This window comes from Variovorax paradoxus (genome assembly GCF_902712855.1).
Taxonomy (GTDB): domain Bacteria; phylum Pseudomonadota; class Gammaproteobacteria; order Burkholderiales; family Burkholderiaceae_C; genus Variovorax; species Variovorax paradoxus_Q.
Map to the genome: position 1 here is coordinate 2,856,177 of NZ_LR743507.1, position 12,661 is coordinate 2,868,837.

Annotated in this window: 10 protein-coding genes; 3 read left to right on the forward strand and 7 right to left on the reverse strand. The window is 70.1% G+C overall.

Annotation, left to right across the window (positions count from 1 at the left end):
- Positions 1-86: 86 nt before the first annotated feature.
- The 3 genes from AACL56_RS13080 to AACL56_RS13090 all read left to right on the forward strand — a co-directional run bounded on the left by AACL56_RS13080 (position 87) and on the right by AACL56_RS13090 (position 4,404).
- Positions 87-293, forward strand: a complete 207-nt coding sequence (locus AACL56_RS13080) for a hypothetical protein (RefSeq protein WP_339090244.1) — start codon at positions 87-89, stop codon at positions 291-293.
- A gap of 81 nt (positions 294-374) precedes the next feature.
- Positions 375-2,627, forward strand: a complete 2,253-nt coding sequence (locus AACL56_RS13085; RefSeq protein WP_339090245.1) for a phosphocholine-specific phospholipase C — start codon at positions 375-377, stop codon at positions 2,625-2,627.
- A gap of 25 nt (positions 2,628-2,652) precedes the next feature.
- Positions 2,653-4,404 carry a YadA family autotransporter adhesin gene (locus AACL56_RS13090; protein WP_339090246.1) on the forward strand — a complete coding sequence of 584 codons (1,752 nt, stop codon included), beginning with the start codon at positions 2,653-2,655 and terminating at the stop codon, positions 4,402-4,404.
- A 40-nt stretch (positions 4,405-4,444) separates the two neighbouring features.
- Here AACL56_RS13090 and AACL56_RS13095 read toward each other — a convergent pair whose 3' ends face one another.
- The 7 genes from AACL56_RS13095 to AACL56_RS13125 form a co-directional block, all read right to left on the reverse strand.
- Complete coding sequence (locus tag AACL56_RS13095; RefSeq protein WP_339090247.1) at positions 4,445-6,733, reverse strand: glycoside hydrolase family 3 N-terminal domain-containing protein; 2,289 nt, start codon at positions 6,731-6,733, stop codon at positions 4,445-4,447.
- An 82-nt stretch (positions 6,734-6,815) separates the two neighbouring features.
- On the reverse strand, positions 6,816-7,790 hold the full coding sequence (locus AACL56_RS13100) for a tripartite tricarboxylate transporter substrate binding protein (RefSeq protein WP_339090248.1): 975 nt from the start codon (positions 7,788-7,790) through the stop codon (positions 6,816-6,818).
- Between the two features lie 162 nt (positions 7,791-7,952).
- Positions 7,953-8,930, reverse strand: coding sequence for a D-2-hydroxyacid dehydrogenase (locus AACL56_RS13105; protein WP_339090249.1), 978 nt, complete (start codon positions 8,928-8,930; stop codon positions 7,953-7,955).
- Complete coding sequence (locus AACL56_RS13110) at positions 8,927-9,886, reverse strand: tripartite tricarboxylate transporter substrate binding protein (RefSeq protein ID WP_339092866.1); 960 nt, start codon at positions 9,884-9,886, stop codon at positions 8,927-8,929. Before AACL56_RS13110 ends, AACL56_RS13105 begins: the two co-directional genes overlap by 4 nt.
- Before the next feature lie 65 nt (positions 9,887-9,951).
- Entirely contained in the window at positions 9,952-10,851 is a 900-nt protein-coding gene (locus tag AACL56_RS13115) for an amidohydrolase family protein (protein WP_339090250.1), read from the reverse strand.
- 15 nt (positions 10,852-10,866) lie between these two features.
- A complete protein-coding gene (locus AACL56_RS13120) occupies positions 10,867-11,832 on the reverse strand; it encodes a tripartite tricarboxylate transporter substrate binding protein (RefSeq protein WP_339090251.1) in 966 nt (321 codons plus the stop codon).
- Between the two features lie 40 nt (positions 11,833-11,872).
- Positions 11,873-12,661, reverse strand: a complete 789-nt coding sequence (locus AACL56_RS13125) for a class II aldolase/adducin family protein (protein ID WP_339090252.1) — start codon at positions 12,659-12,661, stop codon at positions 11,873-11,875.

Consider the following 12,661-nt stretch of genomic DNA (forward strand, 5'->3'; position numbering starts at 1 on the left):
CGGCCGGCGCAACCCCGAGGGGACTGCGCGGCCCCGCTTCGCCCGTCGTTCGTCCCACGTCTTCTCTTCGATCAAAGGAAATTGTCATGACTCCACGTGCCTCCCGGAATGGCTTCGCCGCAAAGGCTGCGGCCGGCGTCCTCCTGTGCCTGAGCCTCGCCGCCTGCGGTGGTGGCGGCGGCGGTGGCGGTGGCGGCCTGCCGATGCTGCCGCCCACCGGCACCACGCCGCCGGCCACCGCGCCGCAGCAGCCCGACCAGCCGGCGGTGCCGGCACTGAAGTGCGCGCCCTGATCCGCATCCGGAACGCACTGCAGCCCCATCGATACGTCCTCCATTTCCTCACCGTCCAGTCCTCGCGTTGAAAGCATTCCAATGAACCACACCAACCGTCGCGATTTCTTCCGCAAGTCGGCCGGCGCCGTCGGCGCGGCCTCGGCCCTCAGCATGCTGCCGCCCGTGATCCGCAAGGCCCTCGCGGTCGAGGCGGCCGTCGACACCGGCACCATCAAGGACATTAAGCACATCGTGATCCTGATGCAGGAGAACCGCAGCTTCGACCACTACTTCGGCACCCTGCGCGGCGTGCGCGGCTTCGGCGACCGCTTCCCGATCCCGCTGGCCAGCGGCAAGCCGGTGTTCTTCCAGGCGAATCCGGCGGGCGGCCAGGACATCCAGCCCTTCCGCCGCGATTCCCGGGTCAGCAATGCGCTGATCGGCTCGGGCGCACCGCACAACTTCCCCGACCAGCAGGCGGCATGGAACCAGGGAAAGATGGACCGCTGGATCCAGTTCAAGAACCAGGTGACGATGGGCTACTACCTGCGCGACGACATCCCGTTCCAGTTCGCGCTGGCCGATGCCTTCACGCTCTGCGACGGCTACCACTGCTCCATCCTCACCGGCACCGACCCGAACCGCATCGTCTTCTGGTCGGGCTCCAACTTCAACCCGGAGCTGCGCAAGAAGGGCATCAACAGCACGGACACCGATTCCGAGCCCGTCAACTCGCGCTGCTGGCCCAGCCCGTCGAACTGGGTCGCAGGCAGGGCGCAGCAGGCGGACGGCACCGGCCAGAAGGACCCGGTCTCGGGTGCCTACAACTACAAGTACGTCAACAACTCGTTCAAGTGGGACACGCTGCCCGACGTGCTGCAGAAGGCCGGCATCAGCTGGCACATCTACCAGAACATGAACAACAACTGGACGGGCGCCATGAACGGCTGCCTGGCCTTCGAGAGCTTCCGCACCGCGCAGCCGGGTTCGCCGATCTACGAGCACGGCCTGACGGGCGGCCCCGCGGCGGCCGACGGCGCCGTCAACTTCCTCGCGCAGCTCCGGCAGGACGTGCTGAACGACACGCTGCCGCAGGTCTCGTGGGTGCTGCCCACGCAGGCACTGGCCGAGCATCCCGGCAGCAGCGAAGGCGTGGCGGGCGCGGCGGACTTCATCTCCGACGTGCTGGGCGCGCTCACGGCCAACCCGGCGGTGTGGAGCAAGACGGCGCTGTTCGTGACCTTCGACGAGAACGACGGCTTCTTCGACCACGCGGCCATGCCGGCGGTGCCGTCCTATGACGCCAGCGGCAACCTGATGGGCAAGTCGACCGTGCCGCTGGATGGCGAGTACTTCGACGCATCGGTGGGCAGCTACCTGAGCGCCGCCGACACCACCACCGGCAAGATCCGCCCCTGGGGCCTGAGTTCGCGCGTGCCGATGTACGTGGTGTCGCCGTGGAGCAAGGGCGGCTGGGTCAACTCGCAGGTGTTCGACCACACCTCGATGGCGCGCTTCCTGGAGCAGCGCTTCGACATCACCGTGGACGCCATCAGCCCGTGGCATCGCGCGGTCAGCGGCGACCTCACCTCGTGCTTCGACTTCGTCAACCCGAACAACCCGGTGGTTCCCTCGCTGCCCGACACGAGCAACTACGCCGCGATCAACGCACAGCAGCGGTTGCTGCCCACGGCGCCGGTCACGACCGCGCCCGCCACGGTGCAGCCGCTGTACCAGGAGACGGGCACGCGCTATTCGCGTGCGCTGCCCTACGAGCTGCACACCAGCGCGCGGGTGGAGCCGCGCGGTCTCGTGCAGCTGATCTTCGCGAACACCGGCAAGCAGGGCGCGGTGTTCCATGTCTACGACAAGCTGCACCTCGACCTCATTCCGCGACGCTACACGGTCGAGGCCGGCAAGCAGCTCTCCGACTACTGGAACGCAGGCACCGCCGACGGCGGCAAGTACGAGCTGTGGGTCTACAGCAGCAACGGCTTCGTGCGCGTGTTCAAGGGCGATGCGCTCGCCGCCGACGCGGCCGCCTTCAAGCCGGAGGTGCAGGTCTGCTACGACCCGGCCGCGGGCGACGTCTACGTGAAGGTGCACAACACCGGCACCGCGGCCGGCACCGTGTCGGTCAAGCCCAATGCCTACCGCACCGACGGTCCCTGGACGCTCGATGTGGCGGCCGGCGACACCGGCATGCTGCACTGGGCCCTGGGCGACACCGGCCACTGGTACGACTTCACCGTGAGCGCCGCCAACTTCGAGCGCCGTTTCTCGGGCCGCGTGGAGAACGGCAAGCCGAGCGTGAGCGATCCCGCCATGGCGCTGCACCTCGGTGCGGCCTGAGTTCCAACCTCTTCGCGACACCACCATGAAACACAAGCGCGCAAGGCGCGGCGCAGCCCTGCTCGGGCTGGCCGCGGCGCTCGGCACCGCGGCCGGCATCGGCCACGCCCAGACCACCACCTGGGACCCGGTCAAGTCGAACCTCGGCATCGGCACGGGCACCGGCAACACCGGCGTCACCGGCACCAACAACCAGGCGCTGGGCACCGGCACCGGCAACAACGTCAGCACCAATTTCAACCTGGCCATCGGCGACGGCGCGGGCGTGGGCGTGAGCGGCGGCAACGCCAACCAGGCCATCGGCTTCCAGGCCGGCGACAACGTCAAGGGCGGCTGGAACCAGGCCATCGGCCGCAGCGCGGGCGACAACGTCACCGGCGATCACAACAACGCCATGGGTTTCCATGCGGGCAGCGGCGTGACGGGCTCCGACAACAATGCGATGGGCACCAACGCCGGCATGAACGTCGTCGGCAGCAACAACGTGAGCCTGGGCAACGGCGCGGGCAACAACGTCAGCACCAACTGGAACCTCGCCATCGGCGAGGGCGCGGGCACCAACGTGTCGGGCAAGAACGCCAACCAGGCGATCGGCTACTACGCGGGCACCAACGTGGTCGGCGGCTGGAACCAGACCATGGGCCGCAGTGCGGGCGAGAACGTCACCGGCGACTACAACAACTCGACCGGCTACGCCGCCGGCCAGTTCGTCACCGGCAACCGCAACGACGCCACCGGCAGCAATGCGGGCCAGCACGTCACGGGGTCCGACAACGAGGCCTACGGCACCAGTGCCGGCAGCAACGTGACGGGCAACGCCAACCAGGCCTACGGCAACGGCGCGGGCAGCAACGTGAGCGGCAGCAACAACATCGCATCGGGCCAGGGCGCGGGCACGGGCGTGACCGGCTCGGGCAACCAGGCCACCGGGCTGATGGCCGGCGCGCAGGTCGCCGGCAACAACAACGTCGCGCTGGGCCAGGCGGCCGGCGGCGGCGTGCAGGGCAGCCAGAACCTGTCGTTCGGCAATGCGTCGGGGCAGGCGGTGGTCGGCAACGGCAACCTGGGGCAGGGCAACGGTGCCGGCCAGCACGTGAACGGCGACGGCAACATCGCCATCGGCAACGACGCGGGCGTGTACGTGAACGCCAGCCAGAGCATCTCGCTGGGCACCGCGTCGCGCGCCAGCGCGGACAGCGCCATCGCGCTCGGGAGCAACGCCACGGCCGCGCATGCCAACAGCGTCGCGCTGGGCGCGGGCAGCGCGACCACGCGCGGTGCGCAGGCCGCGTACACGGCCATCGGGCTGGCGGGCGTGCAGTCGTCCGTGGGCGAGGTGGCGCTGGGCAATCGCCAGCTGACGGGCGTTGCACCGGGCAACGCCGCCACCGACGCCACCAACGTCGGCCAGGTGCAGGGCATGGTGAAGGACGGCGTGGCCACGGCCAACGCCTACACCGACACCGTGGCTGCCCAGGGCCTGCCGCTGGGCAAGGCCTACACCGACATCACGGCCGCACGGCTGCAGGGCCAGATCGACGACAACGCGCGCCGTGCCTACGCCGGCATCGCGGGCGTCGCCGCCATGGAAGCCGCGCCGATGGTGCCGGGCAAGCTCAGCTATGCCGTCGGCCTGGGCAACTACCGCAGCGAAAGCGCGCTGGGCGGCTCGCTGCGCCATACCTCGCAGGACGGCCGCTACAGCGTCACGCTGGGCGTGGGCGCCACCAGCACCGGCGTGGTGACGCGAGTGGCGCTGACCGGCGTGTTCGACTGAACGGCGCCGCACCGCAACGCGCGGCGGTGGGCGGCCGCGCTCAGTCGCGCGTCAGCACGAAGTGCTTGCGGATGCCGCTGGCGGCCGAGGGAGCGACCCACAGGTCGAACTCGCCCGGCTCGACCACCGGCTTCAGGTCGCGGCCGATGAACTGCAGGTCGTCGGCCGTGAGCGTGAACTCGACCTGCTCCGACGCGCCCGGTGCGATGTTGAGCTTCCGGAAGCCCTTGAGCTCGCGCACCGGCCGCGTCACGCTGGCGGCGCGCTCTGCGATGTAGAGCTGCACCACTTCCTCGGCGTCGCGCTGGCCGGTGTTGGTGACGGTGGCGCGCACGCGCAGCGTGCCTGCCAGCGGCATGCGCTCGCTGCTCAGCTCGACGCTGTCGTAGCGCACCGGCGAGTAGCCCAGGCCGAAGCCGAAGGGGTAGAGCGCCTCGTTGGTCGCATCGACGAAGCGCGTTTTGAAGGCCGTCTCGGGCGCGTTGGCCGGCGTGGGCCGGCCGGTGCGCTTGTGGCCGTAGTAGTAGGGCACCTGGCCCGCCGTCTGCGGAAAGCTCACGGGCAGGCGCCCCGAGGGGTTGAAGTCGCCGAACACCACGTCGGCGATGGCGTTGCCCGTCTGCACGCCGAGGAACCAGGTGACGAGGATGGCGCGCGCGTTGCGCACCGCCCCCTTCAGCGCCATGGCGCGGCCGTTGCTCAGCAGCACCACCACCGGCTTGCCGGTGGCGGCCACCGCCTCGGCCAGGTCCTGCTGCGCCTGCGGGATGCCGATGTCGCTGCGCGAGCGCGCCTCGCCCGACATCTTCTGGCTCTCGCCGATGGCCAGCAGCACCACGTCGGCATCCTTCGCGGCGGCCACCGCGGCGTCGATGCCGCCCGGCAGCGCGCTCTCGATGCCCGAGCCGCGCACCACGTTCACCGACGAGCCGGGGCCGAGCGCGGCGCGCAGGCCCTGGTCGATGCCCACCGGCGCGGACTGCCCGGGAAACAGGCTCCAGGCCCCCATCAGGTCGATGGTGCCTTCGGCGAACGGACCGACCAGCGCGATCTTCGTGCCGGCCTTCGGCAGCGGCAGCAGCATGCGCTCGTTCTTCAGCATGACGATGGAGCGGCGTGCGTCTTCGCGGGCCAGTGCGATGAACTCGGGGTTCTCCGCGCGCTGCGCGGCGGGCAGGCCGTCGAGGCCGCGCATCGGGTCGTCGAACAGGCCGAGCTTCTGCTTCACGTGCAGCACGCGGCGCACGGCCTCGTCGAGCCGCGCCATGGGCACTTCGCCGGAGGCCACGAGGTCGGGCAGGTAGCGGATGTACAGGCCGCTCTGCATGCTCACGTCGGTGCCGGCCATGAACGCCTGCTTGGCAGCCTCGCGCGGGTTGGCGGCATAGCCGTGCTCCACCAGCTCCTCGTCGGCGGTGTAGTCGGACACCACGAAGCCCTTGAACTTCCATTCGTCGCGCAGCACGCCGGTCAGCAGCGCGGGGTTGGCGGTGGAGGGCACGCCGCCGATCTCGTTGAAGGCGCTCATGACCGACAGTGCGCCGGCATCGAGCGCCGCGCGGAACGGCGGCAGGTACACCTCGCGCAGCGTGCGCTCGGAGATGTCGCTCACGTTGTAGTCGAGCCCGCCCTCGGCCGCGCCGTAGGCGGCGAAGTGCTTGGGCGTGGCCAGCATGGCATCGGGGCGCGACAGGTCCGGGCCCTGGAAGCCGCGCACGCGCGCGGCGGCGAACTGCTTCGCGAGGTACACATCCTCGCCCACGCCCTCGAGGCCGCGGCCCCAGCGCGCGTCGCGCGCGATGTCGACCATGGGCGCGAAGGTCCAGCGGAAGCCGTCGGCCGTGGCCTCGACCGCCGCCGCGCGCGCGGTGCGCTCGGCCAGCGCGGGCTCCCAGCTCGAGGCTTCGGCCAGCGGCATCGGGAACATGGTGCGAAAGCCGTGGATCACGTCGGCGCCGAAGATCAGCGGGATGCCCAGGCGCGACTCGTTCACCGCGATCTGCTGCAGCCGGCGCTTGCCCTCGAGGCCCGCGTTGTTGAACAGCCCCGTGAGCCGCCCGGCGCGCACGTCGGCAGTCTCCTGCTGCGCGTTGCGCCAGCCGGCCTGCGGGTTGTTGGGGACGTTGATGTCCGCGGGCCCGAAGAGGCTGAGCTGGCCGGCTTTTTCCTCGACGGTCATGCGCGAGAGCAGCGACTCGATGCGCACATCGGCCGCGTCAGCGGGCGCGGGGTCGCCCGGAACGGAGGCTGCAAAAGCGGGAAGAGGAGGGCAGGAGACGAGGCAAAGGAAGGCCACGAGCGCGGTTTGCGCGGTTTTTCTGGCGTGCATGGCCCGCTATTCTGCAGACAACGCCCCCGGCCCTGGGCAAGCAGGGTTCCGTCGTGGCCGTAGGGCTATGTCCGACGCCGCCTCATTCGGCGGTCGCGCCCGCTTCCCTGGCCACCTTGACCCACTTGGCGGTCTCCGATCCGATGAAGGCCGCGAGCTGCGCCGGCTTCATGTTCCCGGCCGTCACGCCCTGTTCCTCGAAGCGTTTGGCCACGTCGGGCTGCTGCACCGCGCGCGCGAGCTCGGCGTTGAGCCGCTGCACGATCTCGGGCGGCGTGCCGTGCGGCGCCATCAGCGCGAACCAGGTCGTCATGTCGTAGCCCTTGAGACCGGCCTCGTCGAGCGTGGGCACGCCGGGGTAGGCGGCCGAGCGCGTCTTCGTGGTCACGGCGAGCGCATGCACCTTGCCGGCCTTGATGTGCGGCGAGGCCGAGGGGCTGGTCTCGACCGCCATCTGGATCTGGCCGCCCATCAGGTCGGCCATCATCGGCGCGCCGCCCTTGTAGGGCACGTGCACGATCTCGGTCTTCGTCATCGCGCGGAACAGCTCACCCGAGATGTGCTCGGTGCTGCCGTTGCCGGCCGAGCCGAAGTTGACCTTGCCCGGGTTGGCCTTGATGTAGGCCACGAGTTCGGCCACGGTCCGTGCGGGCACCTTGTCGTTGACGATCAGCACGTTGGGCGTGGAGGCCACCAGCGCCACCGGGTCGAAGTCGCGCTGGAAGTCGTAGGCCAGCTTCTTGTAGAGGCCAGGCGCGATCGAATGAGCGATGGTGGCCAGGAACAGCGTGTAGCCGTCGGCCGGCGCCTTCGAGGCGATGGTCGCGCCCACGGTGCCGCCCGCGCCGCCGCGGTTGTCGACGATCACCGGCTGCCCGAGTGCTTCCGAGAGCTTCTGGCCCACGGTGCGCGCGACGATGTCGGTGGTGCCGCCGGCCACGAAGGGCACGACGAGGGTGATGGGCTTGCTCGGCCAGTCGGCGGCGAGCACGGGCAGGGTGCCCGCCGCCAGCAGCAGGGTCGCGAGGGCGGTGCGGAGGAAGGCTTGTCTTTTCATGGTCGTGGGGGTCTTGGTGTTGTCGTGAAGGGGGGGCGCTCACAAGGTGTGAAGAAACCGTAGCGAGCGCCCCGAGGTCGCGCCGAGGACCGGAGCCGCACTCTGTACGGTGAGGACCGCAGGTGCGAGATCGGGGCGCGCAGTAGGTTTATTCACACCTGGTCAGGCCACGCGGTTCAGCAGCGGAAGGCCGGCGTTCCAGCGCCGCAGGTTGTCGAGGAAAAGGGCGGCCACGCGCGCCTCGTTGCCGTCCGAATGGCCGGCCGTGTGGGGCGTGACGATGACGTTCGGCAGCGACCACAGGGGCGAGTCGGCCGGCAGTGGCTCGTGCGCGAACACGTCGAGGTAGGCGCCCGCGAGCGCGCCGCCTCGCAGCGCCTCGATCAGCGCGGCTTCGTCGACCACCTCGCCGCGCGCGACGTTCACGAGCCGCGCGCCCGGTGGCAGCAGCGCGAGCGCGGCGGCATCGACCAGCCCGCGCGTGCGTTCGGTCAGCGGGCAGGCGAGCAGCAGCCAGTCGGCGCGCGGAAGCACCCGGCCGATGTCCTCGAAGCGCACGCTCTCGACGGCGGGCGCGAGCGCTGCTCCGGCGCTGCTGCGCACCGAGACCACGCGCAGCCCGAGCGCCGACAGCAGCGCGCCCAGGCCCTGCCCGATCGGACCCCAGCCCACGATCACTGCGGTCTGGCCCGCGAGGTCGCGCGGCAGCCCGCTGCCCACGAGCGGCGCCCAGGTCTTGTCGCGCTGCGCCGCGAGCAGCTGCGGAAAGCGGCGCGCGAGCATCAGCACGCCGGCCAGCGCGGTCTGTACCACCACGCCCGCATTGGCGCCCGAGGAGGTCGTCACCTCGACGCCGCGCGCGCGCAGCTCGCCGTACACGGGCCGGTCGGCGCCCGAGGAATGGGCATGCACCCAGCGCAGCGAGGGCGCATGTCGCAGCGCATCGTGAAAGCGCCGGGTGTGCGGCAGCAACTCGTGCTTGGTCGACAGGCCCGTGACGTCGCGCGAGACGAAGGCCACGTCGGCATCGGCGCCTTCTGCCACCACCACGTGCGCGCGGCCGGCCAATGCCTCGGCCAGGCCTGTGCCGGCCTGAAGCGCGGCGGCCTCGGTCATCAGAATGCGCAGCGGCGCGCTCATTCGGCCGTCGCGCCCGACTCGCGAACGATGCTCTTCCATTTCTCGTACTCCTGCCGCGTGAACTTGCCGAACTGCTCGGGCGTGCCGCCCACCGGGTCGGCGCCCTCGCGGATCATCTGCGCCTCGAGCGAGGGCAGCGCGTCGTTGACCGATTTGTTGAGCAGCGCGATCACCGGCGCGGGCGTGCCCTTGGGCGCGAAGAAGCCGAACCAGGAGCCGGCCGAGAAATCGCCGAAGCCCTTCTCGGCCACGGTCGGCACGTCGGGCAGCGAGCGCGAGCGCTTGAGGCTGCTGACCGCGATGGCGCGCAGCTTGCCCGCGCGGATGTGCGAGATCACCGAGGGAATGGTCGCGAACATGAACTGGATGCGTCCCGCGAGCAGGTCGGTGAGCGCGTTGGCGCCCTTGTAGGGCACGTGCAGCGTGTCGGCGCCGATGCGCTTGCCGAGCATGTAGCTCGACAGGTGCGAGGAGGTGCCGATGCCGGTCGAGCCGTAGTTGAGCTTGTTCGGGTTGGCCTTGGCATAGGCGATGAACTCCTCGAGCGTCTTCGCGGGCACCTCGGGGTTCACCACCAGCACGTTGGGCACGTCGGCGATCTGCACCACGGGCACCAGGTCGCTCAGCGGGTCGTAGGGCAGGTTCTTGTAGAGCGTCTGGTTGACCGCCATCGGGCCCACCGAGTTGACGATGAGCGTGTAGCCGTCGGCCGGCGCGCGCACCACGAACTCGGTGCCGATGTTGCCGCCGCCGCCGGGCTTGTTGTCGATGACGAAGGGCTGGCCCAGCTTCTCGGACATCTGCTGCGTGACGGCGCGCGCGAGGATGTCGGTGGTGCCGCCCGCGGTGAAGGCGACGACGACGCGCACGGGTTTGTTCGGGTATGCGGATTGCGCATCGGCATGCGGCGCGGCACAGAGGCCTGCAGCCAGCAGCACGGCGCAGGCCGAGCCCATGAGCTGCTGCAGGAGGGAGGAGGAAGGCTTGTCTCGTTTCATTTTTCTGATCCTTTTTTGGGGCTCTAAACGGGCGGGGGAAAGTCGTACAGCGCCGCCGGGTTGTCGACCAGCACGCGCCTGCGCTGCGTCTCGTCGGGCAGCCAGCGCGCCAGCAAGTTCACGAGGGCGCCGTCGTCGGGCACCTGCCGCGCTTCGAAGTAGTTGATGTGCGGCCAGTCGGTGCCCCACACCACGCGCTCGGCGTTGGCTTCGAGCAGCGCGGCGGCGAAGGGGTCGATGTCGGCGTAGGGCGGGCCCATGTCGGTGTTGCGGTCGGCGCCCGAAATCTTGGTCCATGCCGTGCCCTCGGCGACGAGGCGGCACAGCGTGCGAAAGCCCGCATCGTCGATGCCGCGCGAGGCCGCCATGCGGCCCATGTGGTCGATCACCAGCGGCACGCCGGCACGCAGCAGCCTCGGCGCCAGGTCGGCGAGGTCGGGCGCGTGGATCCAGATCTGCGCATGCCAGCCGCGCTCGGCCAGGCGAGGCGCCAGCGCTTCGAGCACCTCGATGCCCACGCCGTTGCGGTACACGGCATGGCCGTCGCGCTTGAAGAGGTTGAAGCGCACGCCACGGATGCCGGCCGCGTGCCAGCGGTCGAGTTCGGCATCGGAGGTGTCCGCCTGCGGGACGGCGATGCCGCGAAGGCGCCCGGGGTACTGCGCAAGCGCGGCGAGCACCGCGCCGTTGTCGGTGCCGCTCGCGCTGCCGGTCACCAGCACGCCGCGCGAGAGGCCCAGCCGGTCGAGATGCGCGATGAAGGCTTCGCCAGGGTATTCGGCGGGCGTGTAGCTGCGATCGTCCGCCAGCGGAAAGCGGTCGTAGGGACCGAAAACGTGCGCGTGGCTGTCGCATGCGCCGGGCGGCAGCGCGAAGGACACGGGCGTGAAGGCGTCGCGGGGAGGCAGGCAGGGGCGGGTCATGGTGCGTGCGCTTCCTCAATCGACCTTGAGCTTGCCGCTCTTGGCGAGCAGCCGGGCGCCCGCGTCTTCCTTCTTCAGCGTCGCGAGCCATTCGTCGGGCGACGAGGCCTGGCCGGGGCTGCCGACGGAGATCAGGCGGCGCTTGACGTTCTCGTCGGCCAGCGCCTTGCGCAGCGCGGCGTTGAGCGTGTTGATCACATCCGGCGGCGTGCCTGCCGGTGCGAGCAGGCCGGTCGCGGTGGTGGCGTCGAAATCCTTCAGGCCGGCTTCGCGCAGCGTGGGCACGTTCGGCAAGGCGGGGTCGCGGTCTTTCGACATCACGGCCACCGCACGCAGCATGCCCGACTGGATGTGCGCCGCCGAGCTCGTGAGCTGGTCCACCACGAGGTCGATCTGCCCGCCCAGCAGGTCTGTGAGCGCCGGGGCCGAGCCCTTGTACGGCACGGTGTTCAGGCTCAGCTTGCCGGCCTGTTCGAGCTGCAGCAGCGCGATGTGGTTGGTGGTGCCCGGGCCGGCATGGCCGGCCGTGACCTGGCCCGGCTTGCTGCGCGCGGCCGTGAGCACGGCGTCGATGTCCTTGTACGGGCCTTGTCCGCGCACCGCGATCACCAGCGGCGTGGTGGCGGCGAGGCCGATCGGCGCGAAGTTGTCGAGCGCATAGGTCGTCTTCGTCATCAGCGGCAGCACGACGAGCGCGTTGGGCGTGCTGACCAGCAGCGTGTAGCCGTCCGGCTGCGCACGCGCCACGTACGACGCGCCGATGGCGCCGCCGGCGCCCGCGCGGTTGTCCACGATCACCGACTGGCCGAGGATCTGGCCCAGCGCCGGTGCCAGCGTGCGCGCGACGACGTCCAGGTTGCCGCCGGGCGCGAACGGCACGACGAGCGTGACCGGCTTCTGCGGGAATTTCTGCGCGAGCGCGGGCAGCGCGAAGGCGGCTGCAACCGCCGCCAGCACGGCGGGGAGGAATCTTCTCTTCATGGGGCGTTGTCTCTGTGTTTCTTCGGTGTGCGCTTCGGCGTCAGTCGCGGAAGCCCGGGTCCATGCGGTCGAGCTTGCGCAGCAGCGCGGGCCATTCCATGAGCCCGTAGGGCCGGCGGGTGCCGGGCTGGTAGTTGTTCCAGGTTTCCTCGAGCACCTCTTGCGGCACGGCCTTGAGCGGCGTGTTGCACGACATCGCGCCGATCTGCGCGCGGCAGGCCAGCTCGAGCCGGTGCATCCAGTTGAAGGCCTCGCCCACGCTGCGGCCCACCACCAGCGCGCCGTGGTTGCGGAAGATCACGGCCTCGCGGTCGCCCAGGTCTTCCAGCAGCGAAGCCTGCTCGGCGGTGTTGAGCACCACGCCCTGGTAATCGTGGTAGCCGATCTTGAGGAAGCGCATCGCGGTCTGCGTGAGCGGCAGCAGCCCGCATTCGAGCGACGACACTGCCATCGAGGCCCAGCTGTGGGTGTGGATCACGCAGGCCACGTCGGGCCGCGCGGCATGCACCGCGCTGTGGATCACGTAGCCGGCCTTGTTGATGCCGTAGTTCAGCTCGCCGAAGTCGGGCGAGGACAGGATGTTGCCGTCCTGATCGACCTTGATCAGGCTCGAGGCCGTGATCTCCTCGTACATCATCCCGTAGGGGTTGATGAGGAAGGCGCCCTTCTCGCCGGGCACGTGCGAGGAGATGTGGTTGGCCATCATGTCGGACATGCCGTAGAGGTCGACCAGCCGGTAGCAGGCGGCAAGGTCGATGCGCGCCTGCCATTCGGCGGCGGAGCACTTGCCCTTCATGGAGGGGATCTGGAGCACGCCAGGGTTCGTCAT